General features: G+C 59.4%; 23 protein-coding genes. 2 read left to right on the top strand and 21 right to left on the bottom strand.

Annotated features, from left to right (window positions below; translation table 11 throughout):
- Position 1: 1 nt before the first annotated feature.
- From nuoL to AACY08_RS01085, 20 genes are all read right to left on the bottom strand, one after another.
- A complete protein-coding gene (gene nuoL, locus AACY08_RS01180; RefSeq protein ID WP_339427839.1) occupies positions 2–1,855 on the bottom strand; it encodes an NADH-quinone oxidoreductase subunit L in 1,854 nt (617 codons plus the stop codon).
- Complete coding sequence (gene nuoK, locus AACY08_RS01175; RefSeq protein ID WP_003174727.1) at positions 1,852–2,160, bottom strand: NADH-quinone oxidoreductase subunit NuoK; 309 nt, start codon at positions 2,158–2,160, stop codon at positions 1,852–1,854. Before nuoK ends, nuoL begins: the two co-directional genes overlap by 4 nt.
- 2 nt (positions 2,161–2,162) lie before the next feature.
- Positions 2,163–2,666, bottom strand: coding sequence for an NADH-quinone oxidoreductase subunit J (gene nuoJ, locus AACY08_RS01170; protein ID WP_049712667.1), 504 nt, complete (start codon positions 2,664–2,666; stop codon positions 2,163–2,165).
- 9 nt (positions 2,667–2,675) lie between these two features.
- A complete protein-coding gene (nuoI, locus tag AACY08_RS01165) occupies positions 2,676–3,224 on the bottom strand; it encodes an NADH-quinone oxidoreductase subunit NuoI (RefSeq protein ID WP_003174725.1) in 549 nt (182 codons plus the stop codon).
- A gap of 11 nt (positions 3,225–3,235) precedes the next feature.
- Positions 3,236–4,243 carry an NADH-quinone oxidoreductase subunit NuoH gene (gene nuoH / locus AACY08_RS01160; RefSeq protein ID WP_012724954.1) on the bottom strand — a complete coding sequence of 336 codons (1,008 nt, stop codon included), beginning with the start codon at positions 4,241–4,243 and terminating at the stop codon, positions 3,236–3,238.
- Complete coding sequence (gene nuoG / locus AACY08_RS01155; protein WP_339467440.1) at positions 4,240–6,954, bottom strand: NADH-quinone oxidoreductase subunit NuoG; 2,715 nt, start codon at positions 6,952–6,954, stop codon at positions 4,240–4,242. The genes nuoH and nuoG overlap by 4 nt, the downstream gene beginning before the upstream one ends.
- A 135-nt stretch (positions 6,955–7,089) precedes the next feature.
- A complete protein-coding gene (gene nuoF / locus AACY08_RS01150; RefSeq protein ID WP_065872061.1) occupies positions 7,090–8,445 on the bottom strand; it encodes an NADH-quinone oxidoreductase subunit NuoF in 1,356 nt (451 codons plus the stop codon).
- Positions 8,442–8,939, bottom strand: a complete 498-nt coding sequence (gene nuoE, locus AACY08_RS01145) for an NADH-quinone oxidoreductase subunit NuoE (RefSeq protein WP_049712670.1) — start codon at positions 8,937–8,939, stop codon at positions 8,442–8,444. The genes nuoF and nuoE overlap by 4 nt, the downstream gene beginning before the upstream one ends.
- Positions 8,940–8,941: 2 nt before the next feature.
- Positions 8,942–10,726: an NADH-quinone oxidoreductase subunit C/D gene (nuoC, locus tag AACY08_RS01140; RefSeq protein ID WP_065872063.1), complete on the bottom strand. Its 1,785-nt coding sequence runs from the start codon at positions 10,724–10,726 to the stop codon at positions 8,942–8,944.
- Between the two features lie 73 nt (positions 10,727–10,799).
- Positions 10,800–11,474 carry a NuoB/complex I 20 kDa subunit family protein gene (locus tag AACY08_RS01135; protein ID WP_012724951.1) on the bottom strand — a complete coding sequence of 225 codons (675 nt, stop codon included), beginning with the start codon at positions 11,472–11,474 and terminating at the stop codon, positions 10,800–10,802.
- A gap of 10 nt (positions 11,475–11,484) precedes the next feature.
- Positions 11,485–11,898: an NADH-quinone oxidoreductase subunit A gene (locus tag AACY08_RS01130; protein WP_003219575.1), complete on the bottom strand. Its 414-nt coding sequence runs from the start codon at positions 11,896–11,898 to the stop codon at positions 11,485–11,487.
- 592 nt (positions 11,899–12,490) lie between these two features.
- Entirely contained in the window at positions 12,491–13,816 is a 1,326-nt protein-coding gene (gene aceA, locus AACY08_RS01125) for an isocitrate lyase (RefSeq protein ID WP_339417886.1), read from the bottom strand.
- 489 nt (positions 13,817–14,305) lie between these two features.
- Positions 14,306–15,043: a secretin N-terminal domain-containing protein gene (locus AACY08_RS01120; RefSeq protein ID WP_339467438.1), complete on the bottom strand. Its 738-nt coding sequence runs from the start codon at positions 15,041–15,043 to the stop codon at positions 14,306–14,308.
- Between the two features lie 151 nt (positions 15,044–15,194).
- A complete protein-coding gene (locus tag AACY08_RS01115) occupies positions 15,195–15,617 on the bottom strand; it encodes a GNAT family N-acetyltransferase (protein WP_339417882.1) in 423 nt (140 codons plus the stop codon).
- On the bottom strand, positions 15,610–16,776 hold the full coding sequence (locus AACY08_RS01110; RefSeq protein WP_049712673.1) for a ribosomal protein uL16 3-hydroxylase: 1,167 nt from the start codon (positions 16,774–16,776) through the stop codon (positions 15,610–15,612). Before AACY08_RS01110 ends, AACY08_RS01115 begins: the two co-directional genes overlap by 8 nt.
- An 83-nt stretch (positions 16,777–16,859) precedes the next feature.
- Positions 16,860–18,230 carry an adenylosuccinate lyase gene (gene purB, locus AACY08_RS01105; RefSeq protein WP_032889684.1) on the bottom strand — a complete coding sequence of 457 codons (1,371 nt, stop codon included), beginning with the start codon at positions 18,228–18,230 and terminating at the stop codon, positions 16,860–16,862.
- Positions 18,231–18,355: 125 nt separating this feature from the next.
- Entirely contained in the window at positions 18,356–18,979 is a 624-nt protein-coding gene (gene hflD, locus AACY08_RS01100; protein WP_065872067.1) for a high frequency lysogenization protein HflD, read from the bottom strand.
- A complete protein-coding gene (mnmA, locus tag AACY08_RS01095; protein ID WP_339467436.1) occupies positions 18,976–20,100 on the bottom strand; it encodes a tRNA 2-thiouridine(34) synthase MnmA in 1,125 nt (374 codons plus the stop codon). The genes hflD and mnmA overlap by 4 nt, the downstream gene beginning before the upstream one ends.
- A gap of 58 nt (positions 20,101–20,158) precedes the next feature.
- Positions 20,159–20,605 (bottom strand): NUDIX hydrolase, encoded by a 447-nt coding sequence (locus AACY08_RS01090; protein ID WP_339467434.1) that lies wholly within the window; start codon positions 20,603–20,605, stop codon positions 20,159–20,161.
- A gap of 228 nt (positions 20,606–20,833) precedes the next feature.
- Positions 20,834–23,059 carry an NADP-dependent isocitrate dehydrogenase gene (locus AACY08_RS01085; protein ID WP_339467432.1) on the bottom strand — a complete coding sequence of 742 codons (2,226 nt, stop codon included), beginning with the start codon at positions 23,057–23,059 and terminating at the stop codon, positions 20,834–20,836.
- 495 nt (positions 23,060–23,554) lie between these two features.
- Here AACY08_RS01085 and icd point away from each other — a divergent pair, with 495 nt between their 5' ends.
- Positions 23,555–24,811: an NADP-dependent isocitrate dehydrogenase gene (gene icd, locus AACY08_RS01080; RefSeq protein WP_339467430.1), complete on the top strand. Its 1,257-nt coding sequence runs from the start codon at positions 23,555–23,557 to the stop codon at positions 24,809–24,811.
- Between the two features lie 81 nt (positions 24,812–24,892).
- Here icd and cspD read toward each other — a convergent pair whose 3' ends face one another.
- Positions 24,893–25,183, bottom strand: coding sequence for a cold shock domain-containing protein CspD (cspD, locus tag AACY08_RS01075; RefSeq protein WP_445261405.1), 291 nt, complete (start codon positions 25,181–25,183; stop codon positions 24,893–24,895).
- Positions 25,184–25,407: 224 nt separating this feature from the next.
- On the opposite strand from cspD, the gene clpS reads away from it, so the two are divergent.
- A complete protein-coding gene (gene clpS / locus AACY08_RS01070) occupies positions 25,408–25,776 on the top strand; it encodes an ATP-dependent Clp protease adapter ClpS (RefSeq protein ID WP_101271708.1) in 369 nt (122 codons plus the stop codon).
- Positions 25,777–25,783: the final 7 nt, after the last annotated feature.

Raw genomic sequence — 25,783 nt, 5'->3', positions numbered from 1 at the left:
GTCAGGCCGCTACCACGACGATGGCGCCGATCACCAGCACGGCACCGGCCGCCATGGACGCTGCATACCAACGCAATTGGCCCGTTTCGCTGCGACTCAGGGCGGTGTGACCGGCCTTGGCGGCACGTGGGATCAAACCGATGGTCTGGTCGAGCGGGTCTTTACGCAGTACGTGGCTGATGGCGAGGTAAGGCTTGACGAACAGTTTGTCGTAGAGCCAATCGAAGCCCCAGGCAGCGAACCACCAGGCCGATAGGAAACGACCAATGCCACTGTTGGCAACGGCCGTCACGAAGCGACGTTTACCCAGGAACAGCAGGGCCGCCAGCAGGATACCCGCGATGGCGATGGCGCCCGAGGCGATTTCCAGGCTGTGCTTGGCAGCGCCGCCGGCATGGCCAGCGCTTTCCGGCAGTACACCGGCCAGGGGTGGCGTGATCAGTGCGCCGATGAAGGTCGACAGGATGATCAGTACCGACAAAGGCAACCAATGCGAAATGCCATGGCCTGCGTGTGCTTCGGTCTTGGCTTCACCGTGGAAGGTGATGAAGATCAGGCGGAAGGTGTACAGCGAGGTCATGAACGCACCCACCAGGCCTGCGTACAGCAGGTTCTGGTTACCGCTGGCAAAGGCTTCCCAGAGGATTTCGTCTTTCGAGTAGAAACCGGCGGTCACGAGCGGCAGGGCTGCGAGGGCGGCGCCACCGACGATGAAGCTGGCGTAGGCCAGTGGCAGTTTCTTCCACAGGCCGCCCATCTTGAAGATGTTCTGCTCGTGGTGGCAGGCAACAATCACCGCACCGGACGCAAGGAACAGCAGGGCCTTGAAGAAGGCGTGGGTCATCAGGTGGAAGATCGCCGCGTCCCAGGCACCAACGCCCAGGGCCAGGAACATGTAGCCGATCTGGCTCATGGTCGAGTAGGCGAGAATACGCTTGATGTCGGTTTGAACCAGCGCGGCAAAGCCGGCCAGTACCAGGGTCACGCCGCCCACTACGCCCACCAGGTGCAGGATATCCGGCGCCAGGGTGAACAGGCCGTGAGTACGCGCGATCAGGTACACACCCGCAGTCACCATGGTTGCCGCGTGAATCAGTGCGGAAACCGGGGTAGGACCGGCCATCGCGTCCGCCAGCCAGGTTTGCAGCGGCAGTTGCGCGGATTTACCGACAGCGCCGCCCAGCAGCATCAGGGTGGCCAGGGTGATCCAGAAGTCGCCGACCTGGAATTTCTGCGGTGCCAGCACCAGCAGTTCCTGGATGTTCAGCGTGCCCACCTGTTGGAACAGGATGAACAGGCCGATGGCCATGAACACGTCGCCGATGCGGGTAACGATAAAGGCCTTGAGTGCGGCGTTACCGTTGTTGCGGTTGCTGTAGTAGAAACCGATCAACAGGTACGAGCACAGGCCCACGCCTTCCCAACCGAAGTACAGGAACAACAGGTTATCGCCCAGTACCAGGAACAGCATGCTGGCGATAAACAGGTTGGTGTACGAGAAGAAGCGCGAGTAACCGGCTTCACCGCGCATGTACCAGGATGCGAACAGGTGGATCAGGAAGCCCACACCGACGACCACGCCGAGCATGGTGATCGACAGGCCGTCGACATAGAGGGCGAAGTTTGGCTTGAAACCCTCCACAGACATCCACTGCCACAGCACCAGGGTGTAGTGGCCGCCTTCCGGCGGCGCCACGTTGAATTGCCAGATCACGTAGGCAGCAACGATGGCCGACAGGCCAATGGAACCCACACCAATTAAGGCAGACACATTTTCCGACAGGCGCCCGCGAGAGAACGACAGCAGCAGGAAACCGATCAGGGGGAATACGAAAGTCAGAAAGATCATGTTCATCCGCGCATCTCACTGGCAGCGTCGATATCAAGCGTGTGGAAGCGACGATACAGTTGCAGCAGGATCGCCAGGCCGATACTGGCCTCGGCGGCTGCCAGGCTGATCACCAAGATGAACATCACTTGTCCATCCGGCTGGCCCCAACGTGCGCCTGCCACGATGAACGCCAGTGCTGCGGCGTTCATCATGATTTCCAGGCTCATCAACACGAACAAAATGTTACGGCGAACCATCAGGCCGACCAGGCCAAGGCAGAACAGGATGCCGGCGACCGCCAGACCATGCTCCAAAGGGATAGCAGGCATCGTCATTGCTCCTTGGCTTCGTTGCGGCCCAAGTGGAAGGCAGTGATGGCTGCGGCGAGCAGCAGCATCGACGCCAGTTCGACCACCAGCAGGTACGGACCGAACAGGCTGATGCCCACGGCCTTGGCGTCTACGGTGGTGTGGCCGATGGCCTGGCCGCTCTGGTGAGCGAACAGCACATACAGCAGTTCAGCCAACAGCAGCGCTGCGAGGATGACTGGGCCGAGCCAGATGCCAGGCTTGAGCCAGACGCGTTCCTGGGCGACCGAAGCCGGACCGAGGTTGAGCATCATCACCACAAACACGAACAGCACCATGATGGCGCCGGCGTAGGCGATCACTTCCAGCACACCGGCGAACGGCGCGCCGAGTGCGAAAAAGGTCATGGCCACGGCGATCAGCGAAATGATCAGGTAGAGCAGGGCGTGCACAGGATTGGTGTTGGTGATCACGCGAAGCGTGGACACCACTGCAATACCGGACGCGAAATAGAAAGCGAATTCCATCTTTCTTCCTTAAGGCAGCAAGCTCTTCACGTTGATCGGCTCGGCTTCGTTTTGCGCGGCGCCTTTCGGCTTACCAGCAACGGCCATACCTGCAACACGATAGAAGTTGTAATCAGGGTTTTTACCGGGACCAGAGATCAGCAGATCTTCTTTCTCGTACACCAGGTCCTGACGTTTGAACTCGGCCATCTCGAAATCCGGTGTCAGCTGGATTGCGGTGGTCGGGCAAGCTTCCTCGCAGAGGCCGCAGAAAATGCAGCGCGAGAAGTTGATGCGGAAGAAGTCCGGGTACCAGCGACCGTCTTCGGTTTCAGCTTTCTGCAGGGAGATGCAACCCACCGGGCACGCCACGGCGCACAGGTTGCAGGCTACGCAACGCTCTTCGCCGTCGGGGTCGCGGGTCAGCACGATACGGCCGCGATAACGCGGCGGCAGGTACACCGCTTCTTCCGGGTATTGCAGGGTGTCGCGTTTGCGAAAGCCATGGCCGAAAACCATCACCAGGCTTCGCAACTGGGTACCGGTACCCTTAACGATGTCGCCAATATATTTGAACATGGGTCAAATCCTCACTGAACCGCGGCCGCTGGCGTGTTCAACAACACAACGGCAGCAGTCACCAGCAAATTGATCAGGGTCAGTGGCAGGCAGAAGCGCCAGCTGAAATCCATCACCTGGTCGTATCGTGGACGCGGAATGGAAGCGCGCAGCAGGATAAACAACATGATGAAAAACGCGGTCTTCAGGAAGAACCAGAAGAACGCCAACTGCGGCAGGATGCCAAACGGTCCGTGCCAGCCGCCGAAGAACAGCGTGACCAGCAGGGCCGAGATCAAGATGATGCCGATGTACTCGCCAACGAAGAACATGCCCCACTTCATGCCGGCGTATTCAATGTGGTAACCGTCAGCCAGTTCCTGTTCTGCTTCCGGCTGGTCGAACGGGTGACGGTGAGTCACGGCGACGCCAGCGATGAAGAAGGTACAGAAGCCAAAGAACTGCGGAATGATGAACCACAGGTTCTGCGCCTGGTACTCGACGATGTCGCGCATGTTGAACGAGCCGACCTGCACCACGATGCCCATCAGCGCGAGGCCCATGAACACTTCGTAGGACACGGTCTGGGCTGAAGCCCGCAAGCTGCCCAGCAGGGCGAACTTGTTGTTACTCGACCAACCCGCGAACAGCACCGCGTAGACCGACAAGCCGGCCATGGCGAAGAAGAACAGCAAGCCGATGTTCAGGTCCGCCACGCCCCAGGTCGGGGTGATCGGGATGACCGCAAAGGCGATCAGCAAGGCGCTCATGGCCACGACCGGCGCCAGGGTGAAGATCACCTTGTCGGCAAACGGCGGGGTCCAGTCTTCCTTGAAGAACATTTTCAGCATGTCGGCAGCGATCTGGAACATACCGAAAGGGCCAACGCGGTTCGGACCGTAACGGTCCTGCCACCAGCCCAAGAGGCGACGTTCGACGAAGCTGAGCAGAGCACCCGCGACGACCACGGCCAACAGGATCACGATGGCCTTGACCACCGAGATGATCACGTCAATCACTTCAGGCGTGAACCAAGTCATTGCGCTGCCTCCTGCAGACCGTCAACGGTTTTGCCAAAGATCGCCGCTGGAATACCGGCGATGCCTTTCGGCAGGGCAACCAGGCCAGCGCCCAGCGCTTCGTTGATGCGCAGCGGCAGACGCAGGGTCTGGCCAGCCACGTTCAAGCTGAGCAGGGCACCGTCGTTGACGCCAAGGCGGTCGGCTTCGGACTTGGCCAGGGCCACGTAGGCTTCTGGAATGCGTTCTTGAACCGGCGCGGCCTTGGAAGAGTTCTCTTCGCTGCCGAACAGGTGGAAGAACGGTACAACCTGCCAGGTGCCCGGGGCCGGGTTGAACGGACGCGGTACGGACGCGAACCAGTTCAGCGAGTCACCGGTGCTTTCGATCAGGCGGGTGCCCGGGTCGCCGGCGCGGATGTGACCACCGACTTCGTCCTGGAACTTGTTCCAGGCCTGTGGCGAGTTCCAGCCCGGCGACCAGGCAAATGGCACCTGCTGACGTGGCTCGACCGAACCCGAGTAACCTTCCATCGAGAAGTTGAACGCGGTGTCCGGGTCCTGCGGCGTACGCGGTTCGTGCACGCTGATGTTGGCGCGCATGGCGGTACGACCGGAGTAACGCAGCGGCTCACGGGCGAGTTTCATGCCCTTGATGCGGAACGCGGCGGACGGAGCCGCATCGACGATACGTGCCAGCTGCGGCGCGCTTGCGGCGGTGGCAGCGGTGACGTGGTCGAGCTGGGTCCAGTCGATTGGCTGGTTCAGCAGGGTCGCGCGCAGGGCATGCAGCCAGCGCCAGCCTTCGTGAACCAGGATGCTGGCGTCCATGTATTTCGGGTCGAACACTTGGAAGAAGCGCTGGGCGCGGCCTTCCTGACTGACCAGGGTACCGTCGCCTTCGGCGAAGGTAGCGGCTGGCAGCACCAGGTTGGCACGCTCGCTGGTGGCGGTCTTCTGGTGGTCGGCAACGATCAGTACTTTGGCAGCGTCCAGCGCGGCGTCGACCTTGGCCGAATCCGTGCGGGTGTACAGGTCGTTTTCCAGCACGACGATGGCGTCGGCGTTGCCGTCGATCACGGCTTGCAGGGCCGCGTCCAGGGACTCGCCACCGAGCATGGCCAGGCCGAGGCTGTTGGCTTCCGGTACGACCAGGCTGATGGAGCCGTTCTTGTCGCGCAGCTTCAAGGCTTTGGCGATGTTGGCAGCGGCTTCGATCAGCGCCTTGGAACCCAACGAGGTACCGGCAATGATCAATGGGCGTTTGGCGGCCAGCAGGGCGTCGGCGATACGCTGGGCCAGTTCAACGGCTTCAGTGTCCAGGCCTTCGACGGCAGGCGCGCTGGCGTCGAGGGCGTGGGCCACGGCGAAACCGATGCGAGCCAGGTCGTCCGGTGCTGCGTGTACGCACTCTTCGGCGATATCGTCGAGCTTGGTTTCAGCGATGCTTGCAATAAACAGCGGGTTCAGCGCGTGCTGGCCGATGTTTTTCACCGCAGCGTCGAGCCAAGGCTGTACGCGCATAGCGTCGGCCATGTCTTCGGCCTTGCCTTTGACCGACTGGCGCAGCGACAGGGCGATACGCGCTGCGGTCTGGGTCAGGTCTTCACCGAGAACGAAGATCGCGTCGTGGTCTTCGATGTCACGCATGTTCGGAACCGGCAACGGGCTGTCGTTCAGCACTTGCAGGACCAGGCGGATGTGCTCCAGTTCACTGGCTTCGATACCGCTGTAGAAGTGCTCAGCGCCGACCAGTTCGCGCAACGCGAAGTTGCTTTCGAGGCTGGCGCGTGGCGAACCGATACCGACGATGTTGCGGCCGCGCAGCAGTTCGGCGGCTTTATCCAGCGCGTCGTCCAGGCTCAGCTTGGCGCCGCCGGCCAGCAGTGGCTGGCGCGGGCGGTCTTCGCGGTTGACGTAGCCATAGCCGAAACGGCCACGGTCGCACAGGAAGTACTGGTTGACCGAACCGTTGAAGCGGTTTTCGATGCGACGCAGTTCGCCGTAGCGTTCGCCCGGCGAGATGTTGCAACCGCTGGAGCAGCCATGGCAGATGCTCGGCGAGAACTGCATGTCCCATTTACGGTTGTAGCGCTCGGAGTGGGTCTTGTCGGTGAACACACCGGTCGGGCAGACCTCGGTGAGGTTGCCGGAGAATTCGCTTTCGAGCACGCCGTCTTCAACGCGACCGAAGTACACGTTGTCGTGGGCGCCGAACACGCCGAGGTCGGTGCCGCCAGCGTAGTCTTTATAGAAACGCACGCAGCGATAGCAAGCGATGCAACGGTTCATCTCGTGGGAAATGAACGGGCCCAGTTGCTGGTTCTGGTGGGTGCGCTTGGTGAAGCGATAACGGCGCTCGTTGTGGCCGGTCATCACCGTCATGTCTTGCAGGTGGCAGTGACCGCCTTCCTCACAGACCGGGCAGTCGTGGGGGTGGTTGGTCATCAGCCATTCAACGACACTGGCGCGGAACGCCTTGGATTCTTCATCGTCGATGGAGATCCAGGTGTTGTCGGTGGCTGGCGTCATGCACGACATGACGATACGACCACGGGTGTCGTTCTCGTCGGTGTATTGCTTGACCGCACACTGGCGACAGGCACCGACGCTACCAAGCGCGGGGTGCCAGCAGAAATACGGGATGTCGAGGCCTAGTGAGAGACATGCCTGTAACAGGTTGTCTGCCCCATCGACTTCGAGCGCTTTGCCGTCTACGTGGATAGTGGCCATGGTTCAAAGTTCTTCGTTGGCCCGTTGTCAGCGGGCGTGGCTAATGGAATCTTGTTATTCATGTGCATCTACACAGCCCTAAAGGCGTCAGCACATGAGAAAGCGAAGGGCACGGACCCTTCGCCTTTTAAAGCGTTACGCGCCGACTACGATCGGCCTTGCCAGAGGCGGGACGGCGGCGCTGGTAGGCGCGATGCCGGCTTCGAACTCCGAGCGGAAGTATTTGATTGCGCTGCCCAATGGCTCCACGGCGCCCGGTGCGTGAGCACAGAAGGTCTTGCCTGGACCAAGGAAGCCGACCAGGCCGAGCAGGGTTTCGATATCACCCTCGCGGCCTTCGCCATTTTCTAGGGCCATCAGCAGCTTCACGCTCCATGGCAGGCCGTCGCGGCATGGGGTGCAGAAACCGCACGATTCACGCGCGAAGAACTGCTCCATGTTGCGCAGCAACGAAACCATGTTCACCGTGTTGTCGACCGCCATTGCCAGGCCGGTACCCATCCGGGTGCCCACCTTGCCGATGCCGCCGGCATACATTTGTGCGTCGAGGTGCTCAGGCAGCAGGAAACCGGTACCGGCGCCGCCTGGCTGCCAGGCTTTCAAGGTGTAGCCGTCGCGCATGCCGCCGGCGTAGTCCTCGAACAGCTCGCGTGCGGTCACGCCGAACGGCAGTTCCCACAGGCCAGGGTTCTTGACCTTGCCGGAGAAGCCCATGAGCTTGGTGCCCATGTCTTCGCTGCCTTCGCGGGCCAACGATTTGTACCAGTCGACGCCGTCGGCGATGATCGCCGGCACGTTGCACAGGGTTTCAACGTTGTTCACGCAGGTCGGCTTGCCCCACACGCCCACGGCGGCAGGGAAGGGCGGCTTGGAGCGCGGGTTGGCGCGGCGGCCTTCGAGGGAGTTGATCAGTGCGGTTTCTTCACCGCAGATATAACGCCCGGCGCCGGTATGCACGAACAGTTCGAAGTCGAAACCCGAACCGAGGATGTTCTTGCCCAACAGGCCTGCGGCCTTGGCTTCCTGCACCGCACGGTTGAGGTGCTTGGCGGCGGTGGTGTATTCGCCACGCAGGAAGATGTAGCCACGGTAGGTTTTCAAAGCGCGGGCGCTGATCAGCATGCCTTCAATCAGCAGATGGGGCAGTTGCTCCATCAGCATGCGGTCTTTCCAGGTGTTCGGCTCCATCTCATCCGCGTTGCACAGCAGGTAGCGGATGTTGATGGATTCGTCCTTGGGCATCAGGCCCCACTTAACACCCGTGGGGAAGCCTGCACCGCCGCGGCCTTTAAGGCCGGCGTCTTTCACGGTCTGGACGATATCGTCCTGGGCCATGTCGGCGAAGGCTTTGCGCGCAGCGGCGTAACCGTTCTTGGCCTGGTACTCGTCGAGCCACACCGGCTCGCCGTCGTCACGCAGGCGCCAGGTCAGCGGGTGAGTCTCGGCCGAACGCTTGATCAGGTTGGCCGGGCCGAAAGATGTCAGGGTCATGGGTAGCCCTCGAGCAATTGGGTCACGCCAGCAGGCTGTACGTCACCGAATGTGTCGTCGTCGATCATCAACGCCGGCGCCTTGTCGCAGTTGCCCAGGCAGCACACCGGCAGCAGCGTGAAGCGGCCGTCCGGGGTGGTTTGGCCGAGGCCGATGCCCAGCTTGTTCTGGATCTCGCTGACCACAGACTCGTGGCCGCCGATGTAGCAGACCATGCTGTCGCACACGCGAATGATGTGGCGACCCACCGGCTGGCGGAAGATCTGGCTGTAGAACGTCGCCACGCCTTCAACGTCGCTGGCGGGGATGCCGAGCATCTCGCCGATGGCGTAGAGAGCGCCGTCAGGCACCCAGCCACGTTCCTTCTGGACGATCTTCAAGGCTTCGATCGACGCCGCGCGCGGGTCTTCGTAGTGATGCAGCTCGTGCTCGATGGCCGAGCGCTCGGTTTCACTCAGGGTGAAACGGTCTGTCTGGATAAGCGTGCTATTCATGCTTAGCGGTCCACGTCGGCCATAACGAAATCGATACTACCCAGGTACGCAATCAAGTCCGCGACCATCTCGCCTTTGATCACCGAAGGGATCTGCTGCAAGTGCGGGAAGCTTGGAGTACGAATCCGGGTGCGGTAGCTCATGGTGCCGCCATCGCTCGTCAGGTAGTAACTGTTGATACCCTTGGTCGCTTCAATCATCTGGAAGGATTCGTTGGCCGGCATTACCGGGCCCCACGAAACTTGCAGGAAGTGCGTGATCAGGGTTTCGATGTGCTGCAGCGTGCGCTCTTTCGGCGGCGGCGTGGTCAGCGGGTGATCCGCCTTGTAAGGGCCGGCCGGCATGTTGCGCATGCACTGCTCGATGATCTTCAGGCTCTGGCGCATTTCTTCGACGCGCACGATGCAACGGTCGTAGGCATCGCCGTTGGCCGCCAGCGGGACTTCGAATTCGAAGTTCTCGTAGCCGGAGTACGGGCGCGCTTTACGCAGGTCGAAATCGCAGCCGGTCGAACGCAGGCCGGCACCGGTGACGCCCCATTCCAGGGCTTCTTTGGTGTTGTACTGGGCGACGCCGATGGTACGGCCTTTGAGGATGCTGTTGTCCAGCGCTGCCTTTTGGTACTCGTCCAGACGCTTGGGCATCCAGTCGATGAATTCCTTGACCAGGCGCTCCCAGCCGTTCGGCAGGTCGTGGGCCACACCGCCGATGCGGTACCAGGCCGGGTGCAGGCGGAAGCCAGTGATGGCTTCGATGACCTTGTAGGCGCGCTGACGGTCGGTGAAGGTAAAGAACACCGGGGTCATGGCGCCAACGTCCTGGATATAGGTACCCAGGAACAGCAGGTGGCTGGTGATCCGGAAGAACTCGGCCATCATGATGCGGATGGTGTCGACGCGGTCCGGAACCTTGATGCCGGCCAGCTTCTCGACAGAGAGCACGTACGGCAGGTTGTTCATCACGCCGCCGAGGTAGTCGATACGGTCGGTGTACGGGATGAAGCTGTGCCACGACTGACGTTCGGCCATCTTCTCTGCACCACGGTGGTGGTAGCCGATGTCCGGCACGCAGTCGACGATTTCTTCGCCGTCCAGTTGCAGGATGATACGGAAGGCACCGTGAGCCGAAGGGTGGTTCGGGCCCAGGTTGAGGAACATGTAGTCCTCGTTGGTGCCGGAACGCTTCATGCCCCAGTCTTCCGGACGGAAGCGCGCGGCCTCTTCTTCAAGCTGTTGCTTGGCGAGGTTGAGGCTGTACGGGTCGAATTCGGTGGCGCGTGCAGGGAAGTCCTTGCGCAGCGGGTGACCTTCCCAGGTGGGCGGCATCATGATGCGCGTCAGGTGCGGGTGGCCCGGGAAGTCGATACCGAACATGTCCCAGACTTCACGCTCGTACCAACTGGCGTTCGGCCAGATGCCGGTCACGGTCGGTACGCTCAGGTCGCTTTCGGACAGCGCGACCTTGATCATCACGTCGCTGTTACGTTCGATCGACAGCAGGTGATAGAACACGGTGAAATCGGCGCCGCTCGGCAGGCCTTGACGCTTGGTGCGCAGACGCTCGTCCACGCCATGCAGGTCATAGAGCATGACGTACGGCTTGGGCAGGTTGCGCAGGAAGGTCAGGACTTCGACGAGCTTGGCGCGCGCCACCCACAGCACCGGCATACCAGTGCGTGTGGCCTGGGCGGTGAAGGCGTCAGGGCCAAAACGGTTATTGAGTTCGACGACCACATCCTGGTCGTCTGCCTTATAAGGCGGGATGTACAGAGCGCTGCCTGTAGTCATGGTTTTTTTATCGCTTTCGGTCAACGTAAAGAATGAAGCCAGGTTTTCGTTCTATAAAAGAAGCGGTGCTGGATCAGACTTCGTCGGGGCTGCGCAGGTTGGTGACTGCGATACGCTGTTCGCGGCGCTGTTCCTTTTGCGACGGCATCTCGGCGCGATACACGCCTTGATCGCCGACGACCCAGGAAAGCGGGCGACGCTCCTTGCCAATTGATTCCTGCAACAGCATCAAGCCTTGCAAGAACGCTTCAGGGCGGGGCGGGCAGCCAGGCACGTAGACGTCCACGGGCAGGAACTTGTCCACCCCTTGAACCACTGAGTAGATGTCGTACATGCCACCGGAGTTGGCGCACGAACCCATGGAGATAACCCATTTTGGTTCGAGCATTTGCTCATAGAGACGCTGAATGATCGGCGCCATCTTGATAAAGCAGGTACCGGCGATAACCATGAAATCCGCCTGACGCGGCGATGCCCGGATAACTTCGGCGCCAAAGCGCGCGATATCGTGGGGCGCCGTGAAGGCGGTGGTCATTTCCACGTAGCAGCAGGACAGACCGAAGTTGTACGGCCACAGGGAGTTTTTACGCCCCCAGTTGACCGCGCCACTCAGCACGTCTTCCAGCTTGCCCATGTAGATGTTTTTGTGGACTTGATCTTCTAACGGATCGGAAACGGTTTCCCGTTCGCCGATAGGGTACTGATCGTTAGGAGCATCCGGGTCGATCCTGGTGAGATTGTATTGCATCGCCAAAGCCTCATTGTTTCAGCTTCGCTTGCCGCTTACGCCGAGCTTCCGGAGCCCAATCAAGGGCGCCCACTCGGAACAAGTAGACAAGGCCTGCCAACAGAATTGCTATGAAAACGAGGGCTTCGACGAATCCGGTCCAGCCGCTTTCGCGGACGGACACAGACCAGGCAAAGAGAAAAAGGGCTTCGATATCGAAGATCACGAAGAGCATCGCGACCAGATAGAATTTGGCTGAGAGCCGCAAGCGGGCGCCACCTGTAGGCAGCATGCCGGACTCGAACGGTTCATTCTTGCTGCGGCCCCAGGCTTTTGACCCGAGGAGGCTGGAGACGCCGAGCATGAAGGCGCAAAGGCCGACAACACCGAGGAGGAAAATGGCAAAGCCCCAGTTGTGGGCCATGAGTCCTGTCGCTTCGGTCATGCTAGAAATCCTTAACAGAGAGCAAAGGTCTCTGAGCTCGAAAAAGTAACGATGCAGTGACGATATGTCGCACTGCAATCAATCGCGGTGATTTTATGGCTAAACACCGGGCAAGTAAAATTCCGATAGCGAAATTATTCGATGGAATAAGCACATAGTGCACCTTCTGGGGGCTGTAGCCCTTATGGGGCGGGCATTAGCGGGCATTTAATCAAATGTGTTTTGTTTAACCTGTAACGAAGTTTTTATGGGTCAAATGATAATGAATATTGTTTGCGCGGGGTTTAAGCGAATGTTTCTCGTGTGGCGCGGGAGTTGTTGTTACTTGGTGGATGGGCACTTAGTTGCTGACGGGGATCTTTTAACCGATTTGATCGAGGCGAATACCGCTCTGGATCAATGTTTTGCACTAAATCTTCAGGCTGGATGCATTCCCTTGTGGGAGCGAGCAAGCCCACACACATTTTGACTTTTATCGTCAGGGGGATTTTCAGTAGGCAAAAAAAAACGCCCCGAACCAGTCGGGGCGTGATTGTTGTGCGGCACTGCGTTTAGCTTTTGAACGGTTACGCAGTGGCCGTGTACTCGATACTTAGTGGAACTGCTCTTCTTCGGTCGAGCCGGTCAGCGCGGTCACGGACGAGGTGCCGCCCTGGATCACGGTGGTCATGTCGTCGAAGTAGCCGGTGCCCACTTCCTGCTGGTGCGCCACAAAGGTGTAACCCTTGGCGGCGTCAGCGAATTCCTGCTCCTGCAGCTTCACGTAAGCGGTCATGTCGTTGCGGGCGTAGTCGTGCGCCAGGTTGAACATGCTGTGCCACATATTGTGAATGCCGGCCAGGGTGATGAACTGGTGCTTGTAGCCCATGGCGGACAGTTCGCGCTGGAACTTGGCAATGGTCGCGTCGTCCAGGTTTTTCTTCCAGTTGAAGGACGGCGAGCAGTTGTACGAAAGCAGTTGGTCCGGGTATTCCTTCTTGATCGCTTCGGCGAAACGCCGGGCTTCGTCCAGGTCCGGCTTGGCGGTTTCGCACCAGATCAGGTCAGCGTACGGCGCGTAGGCCAGGCCGCGGGCGATTGCCTGGTCGAGACCAGCGCGAACCTTGTAGAAACCTTCCTGGGTACGTTCGCCGGTCACGAATGGCTTGTCGTACGGGTCGCAGTCGGAGGTCAGCAAGTCAGCGGCGTTGGCATCGGTACGCGCCAGGATGATGGTCGGTGTGCCGGCAACGTCAGCGGCCAGGCGAGCAGCGGTCAGCTTCTGTACGGCTTCCTGGGTTGGCACCAGTACCTTGCCGCCCATGTGGCCGCACTTCTTCACCGAAGCCAGCTGGTCTTCGAAGTGCACGCCGGCAGCGCCTGCCTCGATCATGCTCTTCATCAGCTCGTAGGCGTTCAGTACGCCGCCGAAACCGGCTTCAGCGTCAGCCACGATGGGTGCGAAGTAGTCGATGTAGCCTTCGTCGCCCGGACCTTTACCGGCTTTCCATTGGATCTGGTCGGCACGACGGAACGAGTTGTTGATGCGCTTGACCACGGTTGGAACCGAATCCACCGGGTACAGCGATTGGTCGGGGTACATGGATTCAGCGGAATTGTTGTCCGCCGCCACTTGCCAGCCGGACAGGTAGATTGCCTGGATGCCGGCTTTGACCTGTTGGACTGCCTGGCCGCCAGTGAGGGCGCCCATACAGTTGACGAAATCTTTGTCGGGACGGAAGGAAGGCTTGGCACCTTGGGTGACCAGGTTCCACAGCTTCTCGGCGCCGAGTTTTGCAAAGGTGTGCTCAGGTTGAACCGAGCCACGCAGGCGGACGACGTCAGCAGCGGAATAAGCGCGGGTCACGCCTTTCCAGCGTGGGTTTTCAGCCCAGTCTTTCTCGAGGGCTGCAATTTGCTGTTCGCGTGTCAGTGCCATGGGAGTAAACCTCGTCGCGTCTTCGTGTGGTGGAAAAATCCATTTGCCAGCCCTGCATTCAATGCGTGGGCAGGGCTGCTCGCTGACCAGAAGCTTAGGCGGTCATGTCGGGTCTGGCGGGGAATGCGACGGGATGAACGATTGGCGAGAGGGGGGAGCAGGTAAAGGCAGACCAGGAACAGTCTTCAGGCGTCGTGGGCCCTTAGGTGTTCAGCAGCGTGTAGCCGGGTTACCTGGTTAGCTTCCGTCCCTCGGGACAACTTCGTTCCAGTCGCAACCTCGTCAAACACACCTTGTGGGCGGTACAGACACGAATCGGCTCAGGTGGGTAGCTTAGAGCAGCGATCCGAAGGCCCTTGCCAGGGCCCTGATTAGCGGGAGCGAGGCCATCATGCCCATGCTTTTTTGGATCGTCAAATGTTTTGTAGTGCTTTTTTTGTAGCACTACATCTTTAGTCTAATACGACTCATCAGTCAGTTTTTGGTGCTTCAGTTCAGGGTGTCGACCTTGACTCGCACTGTCAGGTCGTCGCGGCCCTGAGTAGAGTAGCTAAGGGTTGTAGAGGATTTTTCGGCCTGGGTCTGGCGATTGATGCCGGCCAGGGTAATCCACTCGCCCAACTGCCCACTGACGGTTGTGTCGGTGCTCTGTACGTTCACTACATCGGGACGTTCCTGGCTCATGCGGTCACGGTTGGTACTGATTGCCAGGTGCACGGTTTCACCGGTGACGCTGGCTGTGACGTAGAAGCCCTGGGTGACGTTGCGGTACTGGGTCTGGTTTTGCGGGCGGCCATAGCTGTCTTGCTGGGTGGTAGTGAGCGGTACGCTTTGACCCACCTGGATCAAGGCGGGTACACCTTCACTGGCCTGGATCTGCTGGATACCGCCGTCGCGGCTGGTCGTGCCGTAGCTGATGATGCGGGTCTGGCTGTCGCCGCTGTTCTGCTGATTGCTTTCGTTGGTGTCGACAGTGATCAGCAAGCGCTTGGTCGGGGTGTCCAGTTGCGAGAGCAGAGCGCGCAAGTCCTGGATCTTGGCGGGGTCAGCGTTAACGATCAGTTGGTTGCCGTAGGCACTGACGGTGCCGTCCTTGCCAATGAAGTTCTGTGCCACAGGCAGCAGGTCGGCGCTGGTGCGGTTGCTCAGGTTGACGACTTCAGTGTCGGCCACGGCCGCGAAGCTGGTGGTCAGGAGAACGGCGGTGAGCAGGGTGCGTAGGGACATGTCCGTGATCTCTGCGAGTCATTTGGGCTTGAGTTTGCCAGTTTGTCGGCCTGGCGGGTCGCAAATTGAATTCTGGACGGCAAAATGCCCTGACATGGCAGGGCATTTTTGGTGTTGCTGATATCGCTATCGCAGGCGACGCGGTTTCGGATCAGTCCCCGCGCACCATATCCACATGCGGAATCCCGACTTCAAGAAATTCATCACTGACAATCTTGAAACCCAACCGCTCATAGAACGGCGCAGCATAAACCTGCGCACTCAGAAACTGCTTGGTCTGGCCGCGTTTTTCGGCCTCGCCGATCACAGCTTCCATCAGCTTGTCGCCGACCTTCAGTCCGCGCCAGTCCTTGAGCACTGATACGCGACCAATCTCGCCGCTGGGCAGCAGGCGAGCAGTGCCGATAGGAAAATCGCCTTCAAATGCTAGAAAGTGCATGGCGCCAGCGTCGTCAGCGTCCCACTCCAGCTCAGGTGGAACCGATTGTTCAGCGATAAACACCGCTTCACGAATGCGCCGAATCTCGTCGATATCCATTCGCCAGTCCGCGACACGTACGTGAATCTTATTCATCGGCAAATCCCAGGCTGCCTTGCTTGACCAATTCGCACAGCAGGTCGCGACCGTCTTCATCCGCCAGCCATGGGCCGAGGTTTTCAGCGTGCAAGGCGTCGGCGGCGCAGATCAGCTTCAACAACTCGCGCAGTTTGCCCGGCAAATAACGGCTTTGCCCGCTGGCGAACAGCAGCACGTCGTCGTCCACTTCCGACCAGGCCATACGCGCGCTCGGGTTGCGCACGAGGATCGCGCCGTCTTGCAGGCTGCTGATGAAGTCTTCTTCGCCCACTTCTTCGCCGGCCACCAGTTCCGGGTAGCGTGGCTCGGTCATGAACTGGCCGAACCAAGTCAGCAGCATGCGCTCGTCGCTCATGTGCTCGGCCAGCAGGCTCTTGAGGCGGTCGAGGGCGTCGCTCTGGATCTGGTGCGGGTCGCTGACGGGTTGGGCGTCGGCGTCGGTGTAACGCTCTTCGTCGGTCAGGTACTGGGCCAGGAAGTCGGTGAAGTGGGTCAGCACTTCGGCAGCGCTTGGCGCGCGGAAGCCGACCGAGTAGGTCATGCAGTCATCTTCGGCGATGCCGAAGTGCGCCAGGCGCGGCGGCAGGTAGAGCATGTCGCCCGGTTCCAGGACCCATTCGGCGCTTTCTTCAAATTCGGCGAGGATGCGCAGGTCAGCGTGTTGCAGCAGCGGGCTTTCGGAGCTGCACATCTGGCCGATCTTCCAGTTGCGCTTGCCCTGGGCTTGCAGCAGGAACACATCGTAGTTGTCGAAGTGCGGACCAACGCTACCACCCGGGGCAGCAAAGCTGATCATCACATCGTCGATGCGCCAGCTCGGCAGAAAGCGGAACTGCTCCAGCAGCTCGGCCACTTCCGGTACGAACTGGTCGACGGCCTGCACCAGCAGGGTCCACTCACGTTCGGGCAGGGTGCTGAAGGCGTCTTCAGCGAACGGGCCACGACGCAGTTCCCACGGACGCTCGCCGTGTTCGATCACCAGACGCGATTCGACTTCTTCTTCCAGGGCCAGGCCGGCCAGTTCATCGGCGTCGATCGGGCTTTCGAAATCAGGGATGGCCTGACGGATCAGCAATGGTTTTTTCTGCCAGTAGTCGCGCAGGAATTCCCGTGCCGTGATGCCGCCCAGAAGTTGAAGAGGAATATCAGGATTCATTTGTAACCTATTGAAAAAATGCACTTTTCAGACTGAAATAAAAACGCCCGGCGCGGCCGGGCGTCTCAAGGGGCATGCGGTAATCAGATGCGCTTGGCTTGCTCTACAGCGTTGCCGATGTAGTTGGCCGGGGTCAGCAGTTTCAGCTCGGCCTTGGCCGCGGCTGGCATGTCCAGGCCGTCGATGAAAGTTTGCAGTGCTTCGGGGCTGATGCCCTTGCCGCGCGTCAACTCTTTCAGCTTCTCGTAAGGGTTTTCGATGTTGTAGCGGCGCATCACGGTCTGGATTGGCTCGGCCAGGACTTCCCAGCACGCGTCCAGGTCAGCGGCGATCTTCTGCGCGTTGAGCTCAAGCTTGCTGATGCCTTTGAGGCTGGCTTCGTAGGCGATCACGCTGTGAGCGAAGCCCACACCGAGGTTGCGCAGTACGGTGGAGTCCGTCAGGTCGCGCTGCCAGCGGGAGATCGGCAACTTGCTGGCCAGGTGCTGGAACAGCGCGTTGGCGATGCCGAGGTTGCCTTCGGAGTTTTCGAAGTCTATCGGGTTGACCTTGTGCGGCATGGTCGACGAACCGATTTCACCGGCAATGGTGCGCTGCTTGAAGTAGCCCAGGGAGATGTAGCCCCAGATATCGCGATCGAAGTCGATCAGGATGGTGTTGAAGCGCGCAATGGCGTCGAACAGCTCGGCAATGTAGTCGTGCGGTTCGATCTGCGTGGTGTACGGGTTGAAGCCCAGGCCCAGTTCGTCTTCGATGAAGGCGCGGGCGTTGGCTTCCCAGTCGATCTCAGGGTAGGCAGACAAGTGGGCGTTGTAGTTGCCTACGGCGCCGTTGATCTTGCCCAGTAGGGGCACGGCTGCGACCTGAGCGATCTGGCGCTCCAGGCGGTACACCACGTTGGCCAGTTCTTTGCCCAAGGTCGTTGGCGATGCTGGCTGGCCGTGGGTGCGCGACAGCATCGGCACATCGGCGAAACGGATAGCCAGTTCGCGGATGGCTTCAGCGGTCTGGCGCATCAGCGGCAGCATGACGTCATCACGGCCTTCGCGCAGCATCAGGGCGTGGGACAGGTTGTTGATGTCCTCGCTGGTGCAGGCAAAGTGGATGAACTCGCTGACCTGGGCCAATTCCGGCAGCTTCGCCGCTTGCTCTTTCAGCAAGTATTCGATGGCTTTGACGTCGTGGTTGGTGGTGCGCTCGATCTCTTTCACACGCTCGGCGTGCTCCAGGGAGAAGTTTTCCGCCAGGGTGTTGAGCACAGCGTTGGCTTCGGCGGAAAACGCCGGCACTTCGCTGATGGCAGGGTGAGCGGCCAGGCGCTGGAGCCAGCGCACTTCAACCAATACGCGAGCACGGATCAGACCGTATTCGCTGAAAATAGGGCGCAGGGCCTGGGTTTTGCCGGCGTAGCGGCCGTCAACAGGGGAAACCGCAGTGAGCGAAGAAAGCTGCATGGGGTGTTCTCGGACAGTCGGGCAACGAAATGGGGCGCGTATCATACATGAAAAAATCCGCCGGTCCGTTGCCAACTGACCGGCGTCTTACGCGTAACGGCTTGAAAATGGCTTGCTGGTGCGACTTATTCGTTGCGCATCAACGGGTAAAGCTCTTTGAGCAATTTGCGACGACTGATCACCAACTGCCAACGATGACCGCCCAACTGACGCCACAACCGCGCCGAACGAATACCGGCCAGGAGCAGGGCGCGGATTTTCGAGGCGTTGTTCGGTTGTTGCAGGTTGCGCATGTCGCCGTGCACCTGGATCCGCTGGCGCAAGGTGCTCAAGGTGTCCTGGTACAGCGCGCCGCAGGCCGCGACCACGTTTTCGTGGGCCGGGCCGAAGTGTTCCACCTGGGACTGAATCTGTGGCAGGCGCTTGCCGATGACCTCGAGCATGTCTTCACGCTTGGCCAGTTGACGCTCAAGGCCGAGCATCGACAGGGCGTAGCGCAATGGCTCGCGCTGCAAGGTGCTGGGGTCGCGCTCCAGGGCGCCGATCAGCGCGCGGTAACCTTCACGCAGCGCGATATCGTCACCCCCGTAGACTTCCAGGGTGTCCTTGGGGTCGCGGATCAACAGGCTACCGAGCATGCAGGTCAGGCCTGCCTCGGTGACTTGGCCAGTCTTGGCGATCTTGTCCACCAGTACTGCGGCGAGGAAAACCCCCCCGAGTGCCGTCAATTGCTCCTGGGTCGGGCTCATGCCGGGCTGCTCCAGGCTTGCGCGACTTCAATCACGCCGCCGCCCAGACAGATTTCGCCGTCATAGAACACCACGGACTGGCCAGGGGTGACCGCGCGTTGCGGGTCATCAAAGGTTGCGCGGTAGCCAGTAGCGGTTTTTTCCAGGGTGCACGGTTGGTCGCTTTGGCGATAGCGCACTTTGGCGGTCAGGCGGCGCGGGGTGCTCAGGTCGATCGGGTTGACCCAATAGATTTCAGAGGCGAGCAGGGCGCCGGAGAACAGCAATGGATGTTCGTTGCCCTGGCCAATAATCAGCACGTTGTGTTCCAGGTCTTTGACCAGCACGTACCACGGCTCTTCACTGGCGTCTTTCAAACCGCCAATGCCCAGGCCCTGGCGCTGGCCGATGGTGTGGTACATCAGGCCATGGTGACGGCCGATGACGTCGCCTTCGGTGGTTTTGATTTCACCCGGTTGCGCCGGCAGGTATTGCTTGAGGAAGTCGCTGAAGCGGCGCTCGCCGATAAAGCAGATCCCGGTCGAATCCTTCTTTTTGGCGGTGGCCAGGCCGTGTTTCTCGGCGATCCTGCGCACTTCGGGCTTTTCCAGCTCGCCCACGGGGAACAGGGTCTTGGCGATCTGTTCACCGCCGACGGCGTGCAGGAAGTAGCTCTGGTCCTTGTTCGGGTCCAGGCCCTTGAGCAGTTCGGTGAGCCCCTCGATGTCGCGGCGACGCACGTAGTGACCCGTGGCGATCAGATCGGCGCCGAGCATCATCGCGTAGTCGAGGAACGCCTTGAACTTGATTTCACGGTTACACAGGATGTCCGGGTTCGGCGTGCGGCCGGCCTTGTATTCGGCCAGGAAGTGCTCGAACACGTTGTCCCAGTACTCGGCGGCAAAGTTGGCGGTGTGCAGCTTTATACCGATCTTGTCACACACGGCCTGGGCATCCGCCAGGTCGTCCATGGCGGTGCAATATTCCGTTCCATCGTCTTCTTCCCAGTTCTTCATGAACAGGCCTTCCACCTCATAACCCTGCTCCATGAGCAGAACGGCGGAAACGGAAGAATCCACGCCGCCGGACATGCCGACGATGACGCGCTTCTTTTGGGTGTCAGAAGGGGCTGGATCACGCATAGGTTTCAACGGGTGTCTTGAAAAAGGACGCGATTCTATCAGGCCCGAGCCTTCAAGGCTAAAGAGAAGGGCGGATCAATTCGAGACTGTGCCGCTGGCCGGCCAGATAATCGTCGATACAGCGGATGATCAGCTCACTGCGCCAGCTGTCGCGCAGGTCCATCAATTCGTCGCGGGTCAGCCAGCGGGCGCGGATGATGCCTTCGTCGAGTTGATAGCCCGGGTGGTGTTTCAGTGCGTTGGCGGTAAAGCACACACGCTGGTAAGTCACACCATTGCTGGGGGCGGTGTACAGGTAGATGCCGACGATGCCGGTGGCTTCGACGTCCCAGCCGGTTTCTTCAAGGGTTTCGCGCACGGCGGCTTCGGTCAGGGTTTCATGCGGGTCGAGGTGGCCGGCGGGCTGGTTGAGTACGGCGCGGCCGCCCTTGAGCTCTTCGACCATCAGGAAGCGGCCGTTGTCTTCGACAAGGGTGGCGACGGTGATGTGGGGTTGCCAGGTCATTCAAAACCTCGATTCATGGCGCGGTGCGGTCTTTGGGCAGGATTGCAGTCAGTGTGGGAACGGGCTTGCTCGCGAATGCAATGGGTCGGATAGGCATCGGGCAACTGGCACTCCGCATTCGCGAGCAAGCCCACTCACACATTTTGATTCGGTTTCTTCAGCAAAACCGCAGAGTCCTGAAACAGAAACCCCGGCACAAGGCCGGGGCTTCTTTGCATCCTTACAACCTTACTTCAACTTGGCAATTGCTGCATTGAACGTGTTGCTCGGACGCATGGCCTTGCTGGTCAGCTCAGGGCTTGGCGCGTAGTAGCCGCCGATGTCCACTGGCTTGCCCTGTACGGCGTTGAGTTCGGCAACGATGGTTGCTTCGTTCGCGGTCAGGGTTTTTGCCAATTCGCCAAACTGCGCTTGCAGTGCAGTGTCTTCGGTCTGAGCGGCCAGGGCTTGAGCCCAGTACAGCGCCAGGTAGAAGTGGCTGCCGCGGTTGTCGATGTTGCCGACTTTGCGCGATGGCGACTTGTTGTTGTCGAGGAACTGGCCGGTGGCGTGGTCCAGGGTCTTGGACAGTACCAGGGCTTTCGGGTTGTTGTACGTCACACCCAAATGCTCAAGGGAAGCGGCCAGGGCCAGGAACTCGCCCAGGGAGTCCCAGCGCAGGAAGTTCTCTTCGACCAGTTGCTGCACGTGTTTCGGGGCCGAACCGCCAGCGCCGGTTTCGAACAGGCCACCGCCGTTCATCAGCGGCACGATGGACAGCATCTTGGCGCTGGTGCCCAGTTCCATGATCGGGAACAGGTCGGTCAGGTAGTCACGCAGCACGTTACCCGTCACCGAGATGGTGTCCAGGCCCTTGCGGGTGCGCTCCAGGGTGAACTTCATCGCGTCGACGGGCGACATGATGCGGATGTCCAGGCCTTCGGTGTTGTGGTCTTTCAGGTAAGCCTGAACTTTCTCGACCACGACGCCATCGTGTGCACGCTGTGGGTCCAGCCAGAAAATGGCCGGTGTGTTGCTGGCGCGGGCACGGTTGACGGCCAGTTTGACCCAGTCCTGGATCGGCGCGTCTTGGGTCTGGCACATGCGGAAGATGTCGCCGGCCTCGACTTTCTGTTCCATCAGCAGGCTGCCCTTGCTGTCGGTGACGCGGACTACGCCGTCAGCCTTGATCTGGAAGGTCTTGTCGTGGGAACCGTACTCTTCGGCTTTCTTCGCCATCAGGCCAACGTTTGGCACGCTGCCCATAGTGGTTGGGTCGAACGCGCCATTGGCCTTGCAGTCTTCGATGACGGCTTGGTAAATGGTGGCATAGCAGCGATCCGGGATCACAGCCTTGGTGTCGTGCAACTGGCCGTCGGTGCCCCACATTTTGCCGGAGTCACGGATCATGGCAGGCATCGAGGCGTCGACGATGACGTCGCTCGGTACGTGCAGGTTGGTGATGCCTTTGTCGGAGTTGACCATCGCCAGGGCAGGGCGAGCGGCGTAGACCGCCTGGATGTCAGCTTCGATCTGCGCTTGCTGGTCAGCCGGCAAGGCCTTGATGCGTGCGTACAGGTCGCCGATGCCGTTGTTCAGGTTGAAGCCGATCTGCTCCAGCACGATCGCGTGCTTGGCCAGGGCGTCTTTATAGAACTCGGCAACGATCTGGCCGAACATGATCGGGTCGGAGACCTTCATCATGGTGGCTTTCAGGTGAACCGACAGCAGTACGCCTTGTTTCTTGGCGTCTTCGATTTCAGCGGCGATGAAGCTGCGCAGGGCTTTCTTGCTCAGTACGGCGGTGTCGATGATTTCGCCAGCCTGTACCGAGGTTTTTTCCTTCAGGACGGTCGCAGTGCCGTCTTGAGCGATCAGCTCGATTTTGACGGCATCAGCACCTTCGATCTGTACGGCTTTTTCGCTGCCGTAGAAGTCGCCACTGTTCATGTGAGCAATGTGCGACTTGGAGTCGGCAGCCCAGGCGCCCATTTTGTGCGGGTGCTTGCGTGCGTAGTTCTTGACCGACAGCGGTGCGCGGCGGTCTGAGTTGCCTTCGCGCAGTACCGGGTTCACGGCGCTGCCCTTGACCTTGTCGTAACGTGCACGGGTTTCTTTTTCCGTGTCGGTGGTTACGGTTTCCGGGTAGTCCGGCAGGGCGTAGCCCTGGGCCTGCAGTTCCTTGATCGCGGCTTGCAGTTGCGGGGTCGAGGCGCTGATGTTAGGCAGTTTGATGATGTTGGCTTCAGGCGTAACGGCCAGGTCGCCCAGTTCGGCGAGGTGGTCCGCGATAGCCTTGGCGCCCAGTTGCTCGGGGAAGCTTGCGAGGATGCGCGCGGCGAGAGAGATGTCGCGGGTTTCCACGGCAATATCAGCGGAAGCGGTGAAGGCCTCTACGATAGGCAGCAGTGAATAGGTGGCGAGGGCCGGGGCTTCGTCGGTGAAGGTATAGATGATCTTCGAGCGGGTGGGCATATTCGGATTAACTCTCTTCTTTGCTGAAAGCGTGCGCAGAAACTCGAGATGCGCCGGGTGGAGCGCGTTCGTTCAAAGTCATCCATGAGCGAAATGTCGAGGTTTCTTCGCGGTGATGTTGGGTTGCATCAGTCGAGCGTCAAGCGGGTGGACTATTGTAATAGTCCTGCTTTGCGAGCCGAGGGCATCTGTTCTAGAGCGGTCGGCTGTCGTGACTCTTTGGTCAGCGGCGGCATTATACATAGGTCGCTATGCTTACGCCGAGCCTTCATACAAAAGGTGTGTCGTCCATTGGTCTAAAGGTCGCAGGTACCACGTTGCACCTAAAGTCGTACGTTGTGCTCAAGATTGGCGCTTTTACCTTTGCTTTCAAGCTTGTAGGCGACTAAATGTGCTGTTTTCGATGCAAATGAGCCTGGCGTGAGGTTTCAGTCGTCATTTATCTGGAGTAGGCTCGAACGCAGCCAGATGTTTAATCCATAGATGGAGTTCAGCATGGGATACCAGAAGATTCAGGTTCCGGCAGTCGGCGACAAAATCACCGTCAATGCAGACCATTCTCTCAATGTTCCTGACCAACCGATCATCCCTTATATCGAAGGTGACGGTATCGGCGTCGACATCAGCCCGGTGATGATCAAGGTGGTCGACGCAGCTGTTGAAAAGGCTTACGGCGGCAAGCGCAAGATCTCGTGGATGGAGGTTTACGCTGGCGAGAAAGCCACCCAGGTCTACGACCAGGACACCTGGCTGCCCCAGGAAACCCTGGATGCGGTCAAGGATTACGTGGTGTCCATCAAGGGCCCACTGACCACGCCGGTCGGTGGCGGCATCCGTTCGTTGAACGTGGCCCTGCGCCAGCAACTCGACCTTTACGTGTGTTTGCGTCCAGTGCGCTGGTTCGAAGGTGTGCCCAGCCCGGTCAAGAAGCCTGGCGATGTGGACATGACCATCTTTCGCGAGAACTCCGAAGATATTTACGCCGGGATCGAGTGGAAGGCCGGTTCGCCCGAGGCGATCAAGGTGATCAAGTTCCTGAAGGAAGAAATGGGGGTGACCAAGATCCGTTTCGATCAGGATTGCGGGATTGGCGTGAAGCCGGTCTCCAAGGAAGGCACTGAGCGTCTGGCGCGCAAAGCTCTCCAGTACGTAGTGGACAACGATCGCGACTCGCTGACTATCGTGCACAAAGGCAACATCATGAAGTTTACTGAAGGCGCCTTTAAGGAGTGGGCCTACGGTATTGCTGAAAAAGAATTCGGCGCAACGCTGCTCGATGGCGGCCCTTGGATGCAGTTCAAGAACCCGAAGACTGGCAAGAATATAGTCGTCAAGGATGCCATTGCGGACGCCATGCTCCAGCAGATCCTGTTGCGTCCGGCTGAGTACGACGTCATTGCGACCCTCAACCTCAACGGTGACTATCTGTCCGATGCTTTGGCGGCAGAAGTGGGCGGAATCGGTATTGCGCCGGGCGCGAACCTGTCCGACACCGTGGCGATGTTCGAGGCTACCCACGGTACTGCGCCGAAATACGCGGGCAAGGACCAGGTCAACCCGGGTTCGCTGATTCTGTCGGCGGAAATGATGTTGCGCCACATGGGCTGGACCGAGGCGGCGGACTTGATCATCAAGGGCACCAATGGTGCAATTTCGGCCAAGACCGTGACTTATGACTTCCATCGCTTGATGGAGGGCGCCAAGTTGCTGTCTTCGTCGGCCTTCGGCGATGCGTTGATTTCGCATATGTAAAGGAAGGGCACAAAAAAACCGGTCACCTCATTGGGTTGAGTTGACCGGTTTTTTCATTGCAATATTCGCACTCAGGGGCTTTTAGGTCGTTAACGTTTTTTGGCTGGGAGCGTTTGATGTGGCTGGTTTTTCAGGCGCATCAACCGTAGCGGCAGAAATTTCCACGGCGTGCAGCCCTTTTGGTCCTTGAATGATCTCGAAGCTTACCGCTTGGCCCGCTTTCAGGGTCTTGTACCCGTCCATTTCGATCGCTGAGTAGTGCGCGAAAAGGTCATCATCCTTGCCGTCTTCAATAATGAAGCCGTACCCCTTGGCATTATTGAACCACTTGACCTTGCCCTTTTTCTTTCCATTGATCTTGACGCCAGACATACCCATATCCCTCTGCACCAGACTCCATCACTGGAGTATCATCCAGTTTATCCGTCCTAACCCGAATAAATAAGGTTGACTGCGCGGACCTTTTTTACCCACTGTGGGTTCTATTGGTTGTAACACCGATTTGCCGATAGTCAAGGCGACCAGTCGGTCAGAGTTGAAATTCTGACAGGTCGCCCCCACCACTGTATTTGAACCACTGACGAACCTTTCTTTCCATGCATGCAAACAGCCAGATTCGACTAACATTCAATCAGGATCGACCGGATCATGAACATGATGACGACGGTTCTGCAGGCATTGCTGTTCAGGAGGCCAAGCCTGCTTTACAGGCGCCGCCCATGTACAAGGTGGTTTTGTTCAATGATGACTACACACCGATGGATTTCGTCGTCGAAGTGCTCGAGGTGTTTTTTAACCTGAACCGCGAGTTGGCCACCAAGGTAATGCTGGCCGTTCATACAGAAGGACGGGCAGTATGTGGAGTGTTTACCCGCGACATCGCCGAGACAAAGGCCATGCAGGTCAACCAGTACGCCAGGGAAAGCCAGCATCCGCTACTCTGTGAAATCGAGAAGGACGGTTAACGCCGAC

The sequence above is a fragment of the Pseudomonas sp. EL_65y_Pfl1_R83 genome, assembly GCF_963970695.1.
GTDB lineage: Bacteria > Pseudomonadota > Gammaproteobacteria > Pseudomonadales > Pseudomonadaceae > Aquipseudomonas > Aquipseudomonas tritici.
Note: the sequence above shows the minus strand (reverse complement) of the source record. Positions and strands in the feature narration are given on the sequence as shown.